This window comes from Pseudoxanthomonas mexicana, assembly GCF_046736355.1.
In the GTDB taxonomy this organism is placed as follows: Bacteria; Pseudomonadota; Gammaproteobacteria; order Xanthomonadales; family Xanthomonadaceae; genus Pseudoxanthomonas_A; species Pseudoxanthomonas_A mexicana_B.
Window position 1 is genome coordinate 726273 of record NZ_CP157201.1, and the last position, 16746, is coordinate 743018.

Here is a 16746-nt window from a genome sequence, read left to right on the forward strand (position 1 = left end):
CGGCACCACGCTGTGGGCCCGTTTCGCGGGACGGCGGCTCCGTACGGGGGTACCATCCGGCCATCCGGGGATCGAGGCAGGGAAAACCATGAAGGGAATATCCGTGGCCGGTGCAGCATTGCTGCTGGCCGGTGCAGTCATGAATGCACGCGCCGAGACGGTGCAGGGCCAGCTTGAACTGGCATGGGGCGATCCGCTGCCGGTACCCGGCGCCCCGCGGTCGGCGCAGTTGCACGCCACGCTGCTCACCGACAATGGCGTCCGCCTGTCGCTGGATGCGGCGCAGGCCAAGGCGGCCGCCGGCGATCTGTATGCGTTGTCGGGACGGCGCGTGGCGGTGTCCTTCGCCGGCACGCAGCGGACGATGTCGCAGCAGCGCCCGATCCAGGCGATCGTCGCGACCGACCGGCTGTGGCAGGCAGCGCCGGAGCGCGACGCCAGCGGGAAGGTGATGGCGCAGGCCCCGGTGCTGGGCAATACGCGCTGGATCACGCTGATGTGCAGGTTCAGCGACATCGCGACCGAGCAGAAGGACAAGGCGTTCTTCGACTCGCAGTACGGCAATGCGGTCGGCCAGCTCGGCCATTACTGGGCCGAGGTGTCCTACGGCAAGATCAACCTGGCCGGCAGCCTGTCCTACGGCTGGTATGCACTGCCGCAGCCGCGCTCGTTCTACGTCACCAAGGAAGGCGACAAGGACAAGGCCAACCTGTCCCAGCTGTTCCAGGACTGCATCGCCGCGGCCGATCCCGACGTCGATTTCCGCGGCGCCACCGGCATCAACATGATGTTCAACGGCGACCTGGATGGCTACGCCTGGGGCGGTGGCCGGACCGCGACGCTGGACGGCGAGCGGAAATACTGGAGCACCACCTGGAACCCGCCGTGGTCGTTCAACAACCTCGCGCCGCTGGCGCACGAGATGGGCCACGGCTACGGCCTGCCGCACTCGGACAATTCCGACGGCGATTCGGACACCTACGACAACCCGTGGGACGTGATGAGCGATGCCTGGAACAACGCGGTGTCGGATCCGACCTACGGTTCGCGGCCCAAGCACGTCAACATCCTGCAACGGCATCGCCTGAACTGGGTGGACAGCGCGCGCCAGTTGGTCATCCCGTTCGCCAACACGACCACGCGCACGGTGAACCTGGATTTCGCCAGCCTGCCCGGCTCGACCAACGTGCAGATGCTGGTGCTGTCGTTGTCGCCGCAGGCCGATCCCTACGCGACCGTGGTCTACACGGTCGAGGCGCGCCGCCCCGAGGGCGCCTACGAAGGCAGGCTGGCCGGCACCGCGGTGATCATCCACAAGGTCGAGAAGTACGGCACCGCCTACAGCATCGACGCCGACGTGCCGCCGGCCAACCGATCCAACAACGAAGGCTCGATGTTCAAGGTCGGCGAACGCTGGGGCACGCCGGACGACTCGCACTGGATCAGCGTCGATGCGGCCACCGCCACCGGCTTCCGGCTCACCGTCGGTCCCAAGCCGCGGGTGATGAGCACGCCGCTGCCGGCCCTGCGCGGCAACGGCGCCGGCGTCAGCGCCGCGGGCGGCGTGCAGCGGCTGCCCGCCGAGGCTGCGGCGCCAGTGGAGCGACCGGACGACTGCCAGCCGCGGCGCACGCATGCGCAGGCCACGGTGCGCTGCCAGGTGCGTTGACGAGTGGGCCGCGCCGGCCCGGGGTGCGATAATCGCCGCATGAGCGAATCCCCCTACCAGCGCGGCACCACCCATTTCGGCTTCCGCGACGTCCCCGCCCGGGACAAGCAGAAGCTGGTCGGCGAGGTCTTCACCTCGGTGGCCGGCAAGTACGACCTGATGAACGACCTGATGAGCCTGGGCATCCATCGGGTCTGGAAGCGCTACTTCGTCGGCACCTGCCAGGTCCGCCGCGGCGATCGCGTGCTGGACCTGGCTGGCGGCACCGGCGACATCGCCGCGCTGCTCAAGGATCGCGTCGGCACCGAGGGCAGCATCGTGCTCGGCGACATCAACGCCGGCATGCTGTCGGTCGGCCGCGATCGCCTGACCAACCGCGGCCTGGTGGCCGGGCTGGAATACGTGCAGTGCAACGCCGAGGCGCTGCCGTTCCCCGACGCCAGCTTCGACCTGGTGACCATCGCCTTCGGCCTGCGCAACGTCACCGACAAGGACGCGGCGCTGCGCGAGATGCATCGGGTGCTGCGCGTCGGCGGGCAGGCGCGGGTGCTGGAGTTCTCGGAAGTGAAGGCGGACTGGTTCAAGCCGATCTACGACTTCCATTCGTTCAAGGTGCTGCCGAAGCTGGGCCGGCTTTTCGCCCAGGACGCCGACAGCTACCAGTACCTGGCCGAGAGCATCCGCAAGCATCCGCCGCAGGAGGAACTGAAGGCGATGATGGCCGAAGCCGGCTTCGCGCGGACCGGCTACAGGAACCTGTCCGGCGGCATCGTCGCCGTGCATACCGGCTACAAAATCTAGCGGCGCAAGTCGCGACCGGGAGCATCACCTTCCAGCGGCGCGTGTGCGTGGGAGCGACGTCAGTCGCGACCAGGACGTCTCCGGTCGCGGCTGACGTCGCTCCCACGGCGGACCGGTGAACGGTGCCGGGCCGTGGCGGAGGCAAACGGCGCTAAAATGCCGGTTCCCCTGTTCGTGCCGGATCCCCTGATGCGTTCTGTGCTGATGATGCTTTCCTGCGCCGCCGTGCTGGCGGCCGGTTGTTCCCGCGAGTCCGCCCCGGTGGCGGAGACCACGCCGGCCCCCGCGCCCGAGTCCGCGCAGAAGACCGCGCGCAGCCACGACGAGAGTTCGTACGCCGAGCCCGGCAAGGTCGCGATCCGCGACCTGGCGCTGGAACTGGCGCTGGACTTCGACAACCGGCAACTGGCCGGCACCGCGACCTACACGCTGGAGTGGAAGGACGACAAGGCCACCCAACTGCTGCTCGACACGCGCGACCTGGCCATCGAGAAGGTCGAGGGCGCCGACGCCGCCGGCGCGTGGACGCCGCTGGCGCACGCGCTGGCCGACGCCGACGCCATCCACGGCAGCAAGCTGACCATCGAGACGCCGGCGCGCAATCCGCGCGTGCGGATCACCTACCGCACCTCGCCGCAGGCCTCCGGCCTGCAATGGCTGGAGCCGTCGATGACCGAGGGCAAGCAGCTGCCCTTCATGTTCAGCCAGTCGCAGGCCATCCACGCGCGCAGCTGGGTGCCGTTGCAGGACACGCCGAGCGTGCGCTTCACCTACAGCGCGCACGTCACCAGCCGTCCCGACGTGATGGTGCTGATGAGCGCCGACAACGATCCGGCCGCCGCGCGCGACGGCGACTACGCGTTCAGGATGCCGCAGCCGATCCCGTCCTACCTGCTGGCGATCGCCGCCGGCGACTTGGTGTTCAAGCCGATCTCGCCGCGCAGCGGCGTGTGGGCCGAGCCGGCGATGGTCGACCGCGCGGTCAAGGAGTTCGAGGACACCGAGAAGATGATCGCCACCACCGAGGCGCTGTACGGCCCGTACCGGTGGGAACGCTACGACATGCTGGTGCTGCCGCCGTCGTTCCCGTTCGGCGGCATGGAGAACCCGCGCCTGAGCTTCATCACCCCGACCGTGATCGTCGGCGACAAGTCGCTGGTGTCGCTGATCGCGCACGAGCTGGCGCACAGCTGGTCCGGCAACCTGGTGACCAACGCGAGCTGGAAGGACATCTGGTTGAACGAGGGCTTCACCACCTACGTGCAGGAGCGCATCACCGAGTCGCTGTACGGCGAGGAGATGGCCGAGATGGAGCGCCAGATCGACCAGACCGATCTGCTGGCCGAGGTGAAGGACATGTCGCCGGCCGACCAGGCGCTGGCGCTGCCGCCGCTGGCCGAGCGCGACCCTGACGAGTCACTGAGCCAGGTCGCCTACGTCAAGGGTGCGTGGTTCCTGCAGTTCCTGGAGCAGCGCTTCGGCCGCGCGGTGTTCGATCCGTTCCTGCGCGGCTGGTTCGACGACCATGCCTTCCAGAGCGCCGACACCGACCAGTTCGTCGCCTACCTGAAGAAGAACCTGCTGCCGAAGAATCCCAACGCGGTCAGCGAGGCCGAGCTGGACGCCTGGCTCAACCAGCCGGGCATCCCCCAATTCGCCACCCGCGCGCAGTCGCGCGGACTGTCGCTGACCGACACCGCGCGCATCGCCTGGCTGGGCAGTGGCCAGTTGCCCAGCGCGCAGGTCACCGGCGAGTGGAACACCCAGCAGTGGGTGAACTTCCTCAAGGGCATGGGCGAGAAGCTGACCGTCGAGCAACTGGCCCAGCTGGATGCGGCCTACCGCTTCACCGGCACCCAGAACGGCGAGATCGCCATGCGCTGGTATCCGCTGGCCGTGCGCAGCGGCTACGCCGAGGCGCAGCCGGCCATCGGCGAGTTCATCGCCCGGGTCGGCCGCCGCAAGCTGATCCTGCCGATCTACCAGGAACTGGTGAAGACGCCGGAAGGGCTGGCGTTCGCGCAGGAGACCTTCGCCCGCGCCAGGCCGGGCTACCACCCGATCACCACCGCCTCGGTGCAGGCGCTGCTGGACAAGGCGCAGGCCAGGTGAGGCCCGGCTCCCCGCCCGCGGGCGGGGAGCGATCGCACCCGCCATCCGCCGCTGCACGTTTCTCCGATCCGGAGCCGCCATGAAACGCATCCTGCTGATCGCCGCCTGCCTGCTGGCCCTGTCCGCCTGCCGCGACCGCGAGGCCGAGGCGCAGGCCGCCGCCGCCGCGCAGGCCGAGCGCAACGAACAGGCCGCCGCCGACATCGCCCGCCAGTACGACGGCGCGCTGGCCGCGCAGAACTGGGAGATGGCGCGCATCCACGGCGCCGCGCTGCTGGCGCAGTATCCGGACACCCGCGCCGCGGCGCAGATCGGGCCGGGCTTCGACGAGGTGAAGGGCAAGGCCGAGGCCGCGCGCGAGGCGCGCCGGCTCGAATCGCTGTGGAACTACGCCCAGGTCGCCACCGACGGCGGCGAGCAGCGCTCGGCGATGATCTACAGCAAGGAGACCGTGGACGTGGACGGCAGCGGCCCGCGCACGGTGCAACTGGTGTTCCGCGACCATCCCAAGTGGAAGCGCAGCAGCTACCTGGTGCTGCAGGCCGGCGATTTCGCCCGCGAGTGCTACCGCAGCTGCCGGGTCGGCGTGGCCGCCGACGGTGGCCCGCCGCGGCGCATGGCCGCCAACCGCCCGGACACCGACGAGGCGATCGCCATGTTCATCGACGATCACCGCGCGCTGTGGAAGCTGGCCGGCCAGTCCGGCGCGCTGGAAATCGAGTTCCCGGTCAAGGCCGGCGGCACCCGCAAGGTGGTGTTCGAGACCGGCGGACTGAAGCGCGCGCAGATGCCGGGCTGGGATTGAGCCCCGTCCGCGCGTGAACACCGACTACCTGATCGTGGCCGCGGTCACCGTGCCGGCGATCGCGCTGCACGTGGCGCTGTACGTGCTGATACGGCGCTGGATGGATCGCGACCTGGCCCTGTCGCTGGCCGGCGGCGATCCGGCGCGGCAGGCATGGATGCTCGAATGCCTGGCCCGGGCGCGGCGCGAGCGGGTGCGGCGGCGGGACCTGCCGGGCTGGCTGGAGCGGGCGGCGGCGCAGTATCCGCCGGACGCGCCCGCGCAGGGCGAAGGCGGTTGAGCGGCCGTCAGCCCAGCGAATACCCGAACTGCTGCTTGAACTGCTCGTTGAATTCGGTGAAGTCGAAGCGCTGGTTCTGGGTGCCGGGATGCTCGACCTTCAGCGCGCCCATCAGGTTGCCCATGCGGCCGATGGTCAGCCAGTCGTAGCCCTTCCCGATGCCGAAGATCAGGCCGGCGCGGAAGGCGTCGCCGCAGCCGGTCGGGTCGGTGACGCGGCGCTCGTGCGCCGGCGGGATGTCGTAGGTCTTGTCCGGGGTGTGGATCTGCGAGCCGTGCGGGCCGCGGGTGGTGATGTAGGCCTTGACCCGCTTGACGATGTCGGCCTCGCTCCAGCCGGTGCGCTCCTGCAACAGGTTGGATTCGTAGTCGTTGACGGTGACGTAGTCGGCCAGTTCGATGAAGTGGCGCAGTTCCTCGCCGTTGAACAGCGGCATCGCCTGGCCGGGATCGAAGATGAAGGGGATGCCGGCCCCGGCGAACTCGGCCGCGTTCTGCAGCATGCCCTCGCGCCCGTCCGGGCTGACGATGCCGAAGGTGACGCCCGGCACGTCCTTCACGTGGTTCTCGTAGCTGCGCATCATCGCGCCGGGGTGGAAGGCGGTGATCTGGTTGTTGTCGTGGTCGGTGGTGATGAACGCCTGCGGAGTGAACAGCTCGTCGATCACCTTCACCTGGTCCAGGCGGATGCCCTGCTCGACGAAATGCTCGCGGTAGGGGCCGAAGTCCTGCCCCACCGTGGCCATCGGCACCGGGTCGCCGCCCAGCAGCTTGAGGTTGTAGGCGATGTTGCCGGCGCAGCCGCCGAACTCGCGGCGCATCCGCGGGACCAGGAACGACACGTTCAGGATGTGCACCTTGTCCGGCAGGATGTGGTTCTTGAACTGGTCCGGGAACACCATGATGGTGTCGTAGGCGAGGGAACCACAAATCAGTGCGGACATCGGCGAGGCTCTGGCGGGAAAGGGGCGTCGGGCCATCCCCGGCCGCACGCAGGTGCGAAGGTTACCGGCTGGGGGCGGACGGGACCAGCCTTGACGCGCGCGGCGGCGGGTTTTCGCGCGGCCGCGCACGCGGCCTGCGCGAACCCGGCCGAACCGCCGCCAACCCTTGGTTTTACGAGAATTTTCCTTGCCGCTGTGGTGGCCGATTGCTAGGCTAGCCGGCCCCGTTTCTGCCCGAAAAATCGCCGTCCCGGGCGAGCGGGCCTCCCTGCAGGAATCCTTCCCCCGATGTTCAAGAAGCTGCGCGGCATGTTCTCCAACGACCTGTCCATCGACCTGGGCACGGCCAACACCCTCATCTACGTGCGCGGGCAGGGAATCGTGCTGAACGAACCTTCGGTGGTGGCGGTGCGCCAGGACCGCGCCATCGGCGGCGCACGCTCGGTCGCCGCGGTAGGCGCCGAGGCCAAGCAGATGCTCGGCCGCACGCCGGGCCACATCACCACCATCCGGCCGATGAAGGACGGCGTGATCGCCGACTTCACCTACACCGAGGCGATGCTGAAGTACTTCATCAAGAAGGTGCACAAGTCGCGCTTCCTGCGCCCGTCCCCGCGCGTGCTGGTGTGCGTGCCGGCCGGCTCGACCCAGGTCGAGCGGCGCGCCATCCGCGAGTCGGCCGAGGAGGCCGGCGCGCGCGACGTCTACCTCATCGAGGAGCCGATGGCCGCGGCGATCGGCGCCGGCATGCCGGTCACCGAGGCGCGCGGCTCGATGGTCATCGACATCGGCGGCGGCACCACCGAGGTGGCGGTGATCTCGCTCAACGGCATCGTCTACTCGGCCTCGGTGCGCATCGGCGGCGACCGCTTCGACGAGTCCATCACCAACTACGTGCGCCGCAACCACGGCATGCTGATCGGCGAGGCCACCGCCGAGCGGATCAAGGTCGAGCTGGGCTGCGCCTACCCGCAGGCCGAGGTGCAGGAGCTGGAGATCTCCGGCCGCAACCTCGCCGAGGGCGTGCCCAAGGTCATCCGCATCAACTCCAACGAGGTGCTGGAGGCGCTGCACGAGCCGCTGTCCGGCATCGTCAGCGCGGTCAAGCTGGCGCTGGAGCAGACCCCGCCGGAGCTGTGCGCCGACGTCGCCGAGCGCGGCATCGTGCTGACCGGCGGCGGCGCGCTGCTGCGCGACCTGGACCGGCTGATCTCCGAGGAGACCGGCCTGCACGTGCAGGTCGCCGACGACCCGCTGACCTGCGTGGCCCGCGGCGGCGGCCGTGCGCTGGAACTGGTGGACATGCACGGCAACGAGTTCTTTGCGCCGGATTGAGGCCGGGAATGGGGAGTCGGGAATGGGGAATGGCTTCGGCTTCCCGCGTCCGCGACTCCCTCACCCGGTAGCGGCTTCCACGCCGGAGGCCGGAAGTCCATGATGCAAGGCCGCGCCAGTCCGCGTTTCGCCACTTCCCGTTCCCCCTTCCCGATTTCCGGCTCCTGATGCCTCCCTACGCCGGCCCCCCCGTCGCCTCCCGCCCCGGTGAAGTCACCGGCACGCTGCGGCTGCTGGCCTACCTGGCGCTGGCGATCACGCTGATCGTGCTCGACCACCGCGGCGACTGGCTCAGCCGCGCGCGTGCGCAGGCCGAGGTGGCGACCCAGCCGCTGTGGTGGCTGGCCAGCCTGCCGGGGCGGTTGCGCACGCGGGTGCAGGACGACGCGGTCTCGCGCGCGCGGCTGATGGAGGAGAACCGGCAACTGCGCAACGACCTGCTGATCGCCAACGCGCGGTTGACCCGCCTGCAGAGCGCGGCGGCCGACAACCAGCAGCTGCGCTCGCTGCTCGGCGCGGCCGAGCAGCGCGGCCTGGACGTGCAGCTGGCGCCGATCCTCGACATCGACCTGGACCCGACCCGGCAGCGGCTGGTGCTGGGCATCGGCAGCCGCGACGGCGTGCACGTCGGCCAGGCGGTGATCGACGCCGGCGGGCTGATGGGCCAGATCATCCAGGCCACGCCGGCGCATGCGACCGCGCTGCTGCTGACCGACCCCGACCACGCGGTGCCGGTGGTGGTGGCGCGCAACGGCGTGCGCCTGATCGCCTACGGCCGCGGCCGCAAGGACCTGCTGGAACTGGCCGACATCCCGCTCAACGGCGGCGTCGAGGTCGGCGACGAGGTGGTCACCTCCGGCCTGGGCGAACGCTTCCCGGCCGGCTTCCCGGTCGGCACCATCACCGCGCTGCGCCCGGACGACAGCCACGCCTTCCTGGTCGGCGACGTGCGGCCGGCCGCGCAGCTGGATCGGGGGAGGAACGTGCTGCTGCTGAAGAGCCGGGAATGGGGAATGGGGAATGGGGAATCGGAAGGAGCATCACCCGGACCGGAGGGCAGTGGACCCAACGGCACGGCCAGCCGCTCTCCCCATTCCCCATTCCCGACTCCCCATTCCCCGTCGGCTCCAAAGGAGCCGACGCCATGAGCCGCCTGCGCACCGGCTGGATCCTGCCGGCCAGCATCGTGGTCGCGCTGCTGCTCGGCCTGCTGCCGCTGCCGGACGTGCTGCAGCCGCTGCGCCCGTACTGGCTGGCGCTGGTGCTGGCGTACTGGGTGATCGAGGCGCCCGAGCATGCCGGGCTGGGCTTCGCGGTGATCGTCGGGCTGCTGGCCGACCTGATGTTCGGCTCGCTGCTCGGCGAGCAGGCGCTGCGGCTGGTGATCATGACCTTCATCCTGCAGCGCTTCCGCGCGCGGCTGCGGTTCTTCCCGCTGTCGCAGCAGTCGCTGGCCATCGGCGGCCTGCTGCTGAACGATCGCATCGTGCAGCTGGCCGTGCACGTGGCGCTGGGCGAGCCGACGCTGCCGTGGAACTACTGGTGGGCGCCGCTGCTGGGCATGCTGCTGTGGCCGCCGGTGTTCGTGCTGATGGATGCGCTGCGCCTGCAGCGGCGCGGCTGAGCGTCCCATGCACGCGCGTCGTCCGGTCAAGAACCCGCATGCCGAGGCCGAGCAGTTCCGCCGCCGCGCGGTGCTGGGCTTCGTCGTCGTGGCGCTGGCACTGGCGACGCTGGCCGGCTGGTACTTCAAGCTGCAGGTCGTCGAACACGACCAGTACGCGACCCGCTCGGAGGCCAACCGGCTCAAGCTGCGGCCGGTGGTGCCCGGGCGCGGCACCATCTACGACCGCCACGGCCGGCTGCTGGCCGAGAACGTGCCGGCGTTCCGCCTCGAGGTCACCCCCGACAAGGCCGGCGACACCCATCGGCTGATCGCCGAGCTGGGCCAGGTGATCGCGCTGTCGCCGGAGGACGTCGAGCGCTTCCACGCCAGCCGCCGGGCCACCCGCGGCTTCCGCCCGATCCCGCTGAAGATGCGCGTCAGCGAGGAGGAGATGGCGCGCTTCGCGGTGGATCGCTGGCGCTTCCCCGGCGTCGAGCTGGTGCCGTACCTGACCCGCCGCTATCCCTACGGCGACCTGTTCGCGCACGTCGTCGGCTACGTCGGCCGCATCGACGAGAAGGACCTGGAGACGCTGGGCGAGGGCAACGCCGCGCTGACCCACATCGGCAAGACCGGGCTGGAGCGCTACTACGAGGAGATCCTGCGCGGGCGGGTGGGCTACGAGAAGGTCGAGACCAACGTCGAGGGCCGCGCGCTGCGCGTGGTCGGGCGCGTGCCGGCGCGCGCCGGCACCGACCTGCGGCTGAGCATCGACGCCGAGCTGCAGCAGGCGATGGTCGATGCGTTCGGCGAGTTCGAGGGCTCGGCGATCGCGGTGGATCCGCGCAGCGGCGAGATCCTGGCGATGGTCAGCCTGCCCAGCTACGACCCCAACCTGTTCGTCAACGGCATCTCCAGCGCCGATTTCAAGGCGCTCAACGAGAATCCCTCGCGCCCGCAGTTCAACCGCCTGGTGCTGGGCGGCGTGGCGCCCGGATCCACCCTCAAGCCGCTGATCGCGCTGGCCGGGCTGGACAGCGGGCTGCGCAGGCCGGAGGACCGGGTGCTGTCCACCGGCATGTTCTACATGCCGGGCACCGCGCGCGGCTGGGGCGACGCGGCGCGCGGCGGCCATGGCTGGACCGACCTGCGCAAGTCGATCTCCAGTTCGGTCAACACCTACTACTACCGGCTGGCGCTGGACATGGGCATCGAGCGCTTCGACGACTACATGGCGCGCTACGGCTTCGGCCAGCCCAGCGGCATCGACCTGGTCGGCGAGATCGGCGGCATCCTGCCGTCGCCGGCCAACAAGCTGAAGGCCGAGAAGACCCGCTGGTATCCCGGCGACACCCTCAACGCCTCGATCGGGCAGGGCATCTGGAAGGCCACCCCATTGCAGCTGGTGCGCGCCACCGCCGGTCTCGCCGACGGCCAGCTGCGGCGGCCGCACCTGGTGGCGCAGTCGCGGGCGGGCTTCGACGAGCCGTGGACGCCGCAGCCGCAACCGCCGGCGCAGCCGATCAGCCCCCACCCGGCCAACGTGCAGGTGGTGCGCGAGGGCATGATGGCGACGATGCAGCCCGGCGGCACCGGCTGGCGGATGGCCGCCGGCGCGCCGTACGCGATGGCCGGCAAGACCGGCACCGCGCAGGTGGTCAGCCGCCGCGGCACCGCGGCGGTGGATCCGCGCAGCCTGCCGATGCACCTGCGCCACCGCTCGCTGTTCGTCGGCTTCGCCCCGGCCGAGGCGCCGACCATCGCGCTGGCCATCGCGGTCGAGGGCGGCGGCTACGGCGGCAGCACCGCCGCGCCGATCGCGCGCAAGATCTTCGATGCCTACCTGCTGGGCGAAATGCCGGAGAAGCCGGAAAGCGAGGCCGGGCACGGGGAACCGGCAACCGGGAACGGTACCGCGCCGGCGCCGCAAGTTCCGCCCGCGAACCAGGCGGGGCCCGATGCGCCGTCCCCGTCTCCGGATGCAGGAAACCCAAGCCCCTCTCCCGCCGGGAGAGGGGTGGGGGAGAGGGCCGGCAGAGCCACCGGCGGCGGCGGTCGCGGCGGCACGGCCGCGCTCGCACCCCAGGCTCCGGATTCACCCGGCACCGCGCCTGTCCCGGCCCTCTCCCCCACCCCTCTCCCGGCGGGAGAGGGGCTCAAGAACCACGTGGCGGCCACGCGGAGGGGGAACGCATGACCGACCTCCTGCGCTGGGCCTTCGACCTGCTGCGGCACCTGCTGCGCACGCTGGACTGGCCGCTGCTGCTGGCGCTGGGCGCGCTGATGGGCATCGGCCTGGCGGTGCTGTACAGCGCCGGCGGCGAGGCGCAGGGCGCGCGGCTGGTGATGGCGCAGGGCGCGCGCTTCGGCGTCGGCCTGGGCGCGATGTGGGCGCTGTCGCGAGTGTCGCCGGTGCGGCTGCGCGCATGGACGCCGGGCGCGTACGCGATCACGCTGCTGCCGCTGCTGCTGGTGCTGTTCATCGGCACCGGCAAGCACGGCGCGCACTGGATCGACCTGAAGGTGTTCTATTTCCAGCCGGCCGAGCTGATGAAGATCACCTTGCCGATGATGATGGCCTGGTACCTGCACGGCCAGCCGCTGCCGCCGCGCATCCGCACGGTGCTGGTGGCCGGCGCCATCACCGTGCTGCCGGTGGGCCTGATCCTGCTGCAGCCGGATTTCGGCACCGCCATGCTGGTGGCGTCCAGCGGCGCGTTCGCGCTGCTGCTGGCCGGGCTGCCCTGGTGGTGGGTGGGTGTGGGCGCGGGCAGCGTGGCGGCGGCCGCGCCGGCGGCCTGGTTCTGGTTGCTGCGGCCGTACCAGAAGGACCGCATCCTGACCTTCCTCAATCCCGAGAACGATCCGCTGGGTGCGGGCTGGAACATCATCCAGTCCAAGATCGCCATCGGCGGCGGTGGCTGGAGCGGCAAGGGCTGGGGCGAGGGGTCGCAGTCGCACCTAAACTACATCCCCGAGCACACCACCGACTTCGTGTTCGCGGTGCTGAGCGAGGAGTTCGGCTGGCTCGGCGTGGCGGTGACGCTGGCGCTGTACCTGTTCGTGATCGGCCGCTGCCTGTGGATCGCCATCGACGCGCGCGACACCTTCTCGCGGCTGCTGGCCGGCGCGCTGGGGCTGTCGTTCTTCGTCTACGTGATCGTCAACGGCGGCATGATCTCCGGCCTGTTGCCGGTGGTCGGCGTGCCGATGCCGCTGCTGAGCTACGGCGGCACCTCGGCGGTGTCGCTGCTGGCCGGCCTGGGCTTGGTGATGGCGGTGCGGGCGCACCGGCCGGTGCATGGATACTAGGCATGTGGGAGCGACGTCAGTCGCGACAGCCTTTGCTGGCCATCCTGGTCGCGACTGACGTCGCTCCCACAAGCAAGGGGCTGACTGGCAGCTGAAACCGGGATGCGGCGATTTCCGACAAAAGGATGGGATTTTCTTTTGATTCATGGTGTTATTGGGCGGACTTCAACCGAAATCTGCCTGCCGAACCGATGATCCGCCGCCTGCTGGCCTGCCTGCTCACCTTCGGACTCGTCGCCTGCGTGACGCCCCCGCCGGCCTCGTCGCCCACGGTCACCGGCCAGCCCGGTCCGGACCGTCCGGCCGAAACGTCGATAGAAAAGCAGCCGGAGGCGCCGATCGATCTGACCCTGGTGCCGCTGGAAGTGGCGCGCGCAGAGTTCGTCCGCGACACCGCCGCGCGCTACGGCATCGAGCCGGCCCGCATCGAGTCGGTGCTGGCGCAGGCGCAGATGCGCGAGGACATCGTGCGGCTGATGGCGCGGCCGGCCGAGCGGGTCAAGCCGTGGAGCGAGTACCGGCCCAACTTCATCACCACCGCGCGCATCGACGGCGGCCGCGCGTTCCTGGCGCGGCACCGCGAGGCGCTGGCGAAGGTCGAGCAGGCCTACGGCGTGCCGGCCGAGATCATCGTCGCCATCATCGGCGTGGAGACCAGCTACGGCGGCTTCACCGGCAGGCACCGGGTCATCGATGCGCTGTACACGCTGGGCTTCAACTACCCGCGCAGCGGCGATCCGGAGCGCGCGGTCTACGAGCACCGCCGCGAGCGTTTCTTCCGCGACGAGCTGGCGCAGCTGTTCGCACTGGCGCGCGAGGAGAACCTCGACATCACCGCGCTGACCGGCAGCTACGCCGGCGCGATGGGGCTGGGCCAGTTCATGCCGTCGAGCTACCGCGAGTTCGCCGTCGACGGCGACGGCGACGGCCGCCGCGATCTGTTCGCCAGCCATGCCGACGTGTTCGCCTCGATCGCCAACTACTTCCGCCTCAAGGGCGGCGAGCGCGGCGGCTGGGTGCCGGGCGCGCCGGTGGTCGCGCGCGCCACGCTGCAGCCGGGTTTCGAGGAGTTCAACCCGGACACCTGGACCGCGGACTACACGCTGGAAGACCTCGCCCGGCGCGGCTACCTGCCGGCCGAGCCGGTCGCGCCCGACGCCACCGCCACGCTGGTCTCGCTGGAAGGCGCCGACGGCCGGCAGTACTGGCTGGGCTTCCAGAACTACTACGCGATCACCCGCTACAACAACTCCAAGATGTACGCGATGGCGGTCTACCAGCTGTCGCAGGCGATCGCCGGGCGCGAGATCCGCCGGCATGAGGTGGCTGGCGGCCGCGTTGATGGGGATGGCGCTAGCCGCGTGCGGCAGTGCGCCGAAGAAGCCGGCGCCCGCACCCGGCGCGATCGTGCCGGGCACGGCGGGCGCCGATGCCGGCGCGGGCGGCAAGCCCTGCAAGGTCTACGCGCCGGCGCAGGAGGATCCCTCCAAGCGCGGCGACTACGTCTCCGGCGGGCTGTACGCGCCGGGCGTGCGCGACACCACGCCCGACTACGTGCCCGACGTGGACTGCATCGCCGAGCCGGTGGTGGCGCACGAGCCGCGCTCGGCCGTCGGCAACCGCTCGCCGTACCAGGTGCTGGGCAAGCAGTACCACGTGCTGGACAAGGTCGATGGCTTCGTCGAGACCGGCACCGCCTCGTACTACGGCGCCAAGTTCCACGGCCGCCGCACCTCCAACCTGGAGGTGTACGACATGTACGCCTTCACCGCCGCGCACAAGTCGCTGCCGCTGCCCAGCTTCGCCCGCGTGACCAACCTGGACAACGGCCAGTCGGTGGTGGTGCGCGTCAACGATCGCGGCCCGTTCCACGAGGGCCGGGTGATCGACCTGAGCTACGCGGCGGCGGTCAAGCTGGGCATCACCCAGCGCGGCACCGGCCGGGTCGAGGTGCGCGCGCTGACGCCCGACGGCGCCGGCACGCGGCTGGCCGCGAACCGGCCCTCCACGCCGCCGCCGGCGGCCGCGGCGACGCCGATGGACGAACTGGTTGGCCGCCTGCCCGCGGCCGACGCCGCGAGGGCTTCATCGGCCGCGTCCACCGTGGACGCGGCAAGGACCGCTGCGCCGGCCGCCGGGCATCGCTACGACGTCGCCGCGGCGTCGCAACGCAAGCCCGGCGCCGAGGGTTTCGACGACTGGATGCAGGCGCGCGGCGTGCGCGTGGCGACCGGCAAGCCGGCCGCGCCGGGCCGGGTTGCCGCGCCGGCGACGCCCGCGCCGGCCGTGGCCAGCGGCCATGCCGTGCAGGACCGGCTGGCCCTGGTGCAGTTGCAGATCGCCAGCTTCGCCAGCCGCGAGAACGCCGATCGCGCGCTGGCCCAGCTCAGCGCGGCCGGCATCGCCTGCACGATCAGCGACATCGTCAGCAACGGGCGCAGGCTGTGGCGGTTGCGCGCCGGCGCGCCGGACACGGACAGCGCCGATGCGCTGGCGCGGCGCATCGCCGGGTTGGGTTTCGGCCGGCCGCAGTTCGTCAATGAATGATTCGCGCGGCGCGTCCTGCACCGCGCCGTCCCCTTCTACAATGCCCGCCTTGCCGCGAGCCACCCGCCTGTCAGGAGTCCGTACCGCATGAAGTTCCGTTTCGCCCTTGCCGCCCTGGCCACCGCCGCGATGGGCCTGGCGCTGGCCCAGACGCCCGCGCCGCAGCCCGCGCCCGCCGCGCCCGCCGTGGTCGAGATCCCGCCTGCGCCCAAGCCGGTCGGCACCGCCTGGGTGCTGATGGACTACACCACCGGCCAGGTGCTGGCGGGCGAGAACCATGACGAACGCGTCGAGCCGGCCAGCATCACCAAGGTGATGACCTCCTACGTGCTGGCCGCCGAGATCAAGAACGGCAAGATCTCCGAAACCGACGACGTGATGCTCAGCGAGCGCGCCTGGCGCGAGGGCGGCGCGCGCACCGACGGCAGCTACAGCGGCTTCGCGGTCAACCAGACCGCCAAGCTGCTGGACATGGAAAAGGGCATGGCGGTGCAGTCGGGCAACGACGCGGCCATCGCGCTGGCCGAGCACACCGCCGGCAGCCAGGAGGCCTTCGCCGCGCTGATGAACAACTATGCCGCGCAGATCGGCATGAAGAACTCGCGCTTCGTCAACGCGCACGGCCTGTCGGCGCCGGATCACTACTCGACCGCCTACGACCTGGCGCTGCTCGGCCGCGCGCTGATCCGCGACTACCCGGTGGCGTATTCCTACAACAAGATCAAGGAATTCACCGTCGGCACCATCACCCAGCCCAACCGCAACCTGCTGCTGTGGCGCGATCCGTCGGTCGACGGCATCAAGACCGGCCACCATTCCGGCGCCGGCTACTGCCTGATGAGCTCGGCCCAGCGCGGCGACCAGCGCCTGATCGCGGTGGTGATGGGCTCGACCTCGGAGAAGCAGCGCGCCGACGACAGCCTGGCGCTGCTCAACTGGGGCTTCCGCTTCTACGAGACCCACCGCCTGTACGAGCCTGGCAAGGCCATCGCCAGCCAGCGCGTGTGGAAGGGCAAGGCCAAGCAGGTGCAGCTGGGCGTGGCGCAGCCGCTGCTGGTCAGCGTGCCGCGCGGCCGCTATCAGGACCTGAAGCCGACCATGGACGTGCCGCGCACGCTGGTCGCGCCGATCGCGCAGGGCCAGGAAATCGGCACGGTCAAGGTCGCGCTGGACGGCAAGGTGGTCGCGCAGTCGCCGCTGGTGGCGGTGGCCGCGGTCGAGGAGGCCGGCTTCTTCAAGCGGCTGTGGGATGCGTTCTGGATGTGGTGGGAGTCGGATTGAATCCGCCCGCCATCGATATCGGAAGAAGCCGGCGCAAGCCGGCTTTTTCATCGTT

The 16746-nt window shown here is 70.5% G+C and carries 13 protein-coding genes and 1 pseudogene; 13 read left to right on the top strand and 1 reads right to left on the bottom strand.

Translation table 11 applies throughout. From position 1 onward, the window contains the following. Positions 1-88: 88 nt before the first annotated feature. From AAG688_RS03125 to AAG688_RS03145, 5 genes are all read left to right on the top strand, one after another. On the top strand, positions 89-1669 hold the full coding sequence (locus tag AAG688_RS03125; protein ID WP_411833902.1) for a hypothetical protein: 1581 nt from the start codon (positions 89-91) through the stop codon (positions 1667-1669). 39 nt (positions 1670-1708) lie between these two features. Next, positions 1709-2470, top strand: a complete 762-nt coding sequence (ubiE, locus tag AAG688_RS03130) for a bifunctional demethylmenaquinone methyltransferase/2-methoxy-6-polyprenyl-1,4-benzoquinol methylase UbiE (protein ID WP_411833903.1) — start codon at positions 1709-1711, stop codon at positions 2468-2470. 189 nt (positions 2471-2659) lie between these two features. Beyond that, entirely contained in the window at positions 2660-4582 is a 1923-nt protein-coding gene (locus AAG688_RS03135; protein WP_411833904.1) for a leukotriene A4 hydrolase C-terminal domain-containing protein, read from the top strand. A 79-nt stretch (positions 4583-4661) separates the two neighbouring features. Further along, positions 4662-5387 carry a hypothetical protein gene (locus AAG688_RS03140; RefSeq protein ID WP_411833905.1) on the top strand — a complete coding sequence of 242 codons (726 nt, stop codon included), beginning with the start codon at positions 4662-4664 and terminating at the stop codon, positions 5385-5387. A 13-nt stretch (positions 5388-5400) separates the two neighbouring features. Beyond that, complete coding sequence (locus AAG688_RS03145; protein WP_411833906.1) at positions 5401-5667, top strand: hypothetical protein; 267 nt, start codon at positions 5401-5403, stop codon at positions 5665-5667. A 7-nt stretch (positions 5668-5674) separates the two neighbouring features. Here AAG688_RS03145 and AAG688_RS03150 read toward each other — a convergent pair whose 3' ends face one another. Next, positions 5675-6610, bottom strand: coding sequence for a carbohydrate kinase family protein (locus tag AAG688_RS03150; protein ID WP_411833907.1), 936 nt, complete (start codon positions 6608-6610; stop codon positions 5675-5677). 288 nt (positions 6611-6898) lie between these two features. On the opposite strand from AAG688_RS03150, the gene AAG688_RS03155 reads away from it, so the two are divergent. From AAG688_RS03155 to AAG688_RS03190, 8 genes and pseudogenes are all read left to right on the top strand, one after another. Then, positions 6899-7945: a rod shape-determining protein gene (locus tag AAG688_RS03155; protein WP_411833908.1), complete on the top strand. Its 1047-nt coding sequence runs from the start codon at positions 6899-6901 to the stop codon at positions 7943-7945. Positions 7946-8112: 167 nt separating this feature from the next. Further along, complete coding sequence (gene mreC, locus AAG688_RS03160; RefSeq protein WP_411833909.1) at positions 8113-9093, top strand: rod shape-determining protein MreC; 981 nt, start codon at positions 8113-8115, stop codon at positions 9091-9093. After that, positions 9090-9569 (top strand): rod shape-determining protein MreD, encoded by a 480-nt coding sequence (gene mreD / locus AAG688_RS03165; RefSeq protein WP_411833910.1) that lies wholly within the window; start codon positions 9090-9092, stop codon positions 9567-9569. Before mreC ends, mreD begins: the two co-directional genes overlap by 4 nt. Before the next feature lie 7 nt (positions 9570-9576). Next, positions 9577-11748, top strand: coding sequence for a penicillin-binding protein 2 (mrdA, locus tag AAG688_RS03170; RefSeq protein ID WP_411833911.1), 2172 nt, complete (start codon positions 9577-9579; stop codon positions 11746-11748). Continuing rightward, positions 11745-12863 (top strand): rod shape-determining protein RodA, encoded by a 1119-nt coding sequence (rodA, locus tag AAG688_RS03175; protein ID WP_411833912.1) that lies wholly within the window; start codon positions 11745-11747, stop codon positions 12861-12863. The genes mrdA and rodA overlap by 4 nt, the downstream gene beginning before the upstream one ends. Positions 12864-13054: 191 nt before the next feature. After that, a pseudogene (gene mltB, locus AAG688_RS03180) lies at positions 13055-14173 on the top strand (lytic murein transglycosylase B); the annotation flags it as partial. A 7-nt stretch (positions 14174-14180) separates the two neighbouring features. Further along, positions 14181-15410 carry a septal ring lytic transglycosylase RlpA family protein gene (locus AAG688_RS03185; RefSeq protein ID WP_411833913.1) on the top strand — a complete coding sequence of 410 codons (1230 nt, stop codon included), beginning with the start codon at positions 14181-14183 and terminating at the stop codon, positions 15408-15410. A gap of 87 nt (positions 15411-15497) precedes the next feature. Then, positions 15498-16691, top strand: a complete 1194-nt coding sequence (locus AAG688_RS03190) for a D-alanyl-D-alanine carboxypeptidase family protein (protein WP_411833914.1) — start codon at positions 15498-15500, stop codon at positions 16689-16691. The last annotated feature ends 55 nt before the right edge of the window (positions 16692-16746 follow it).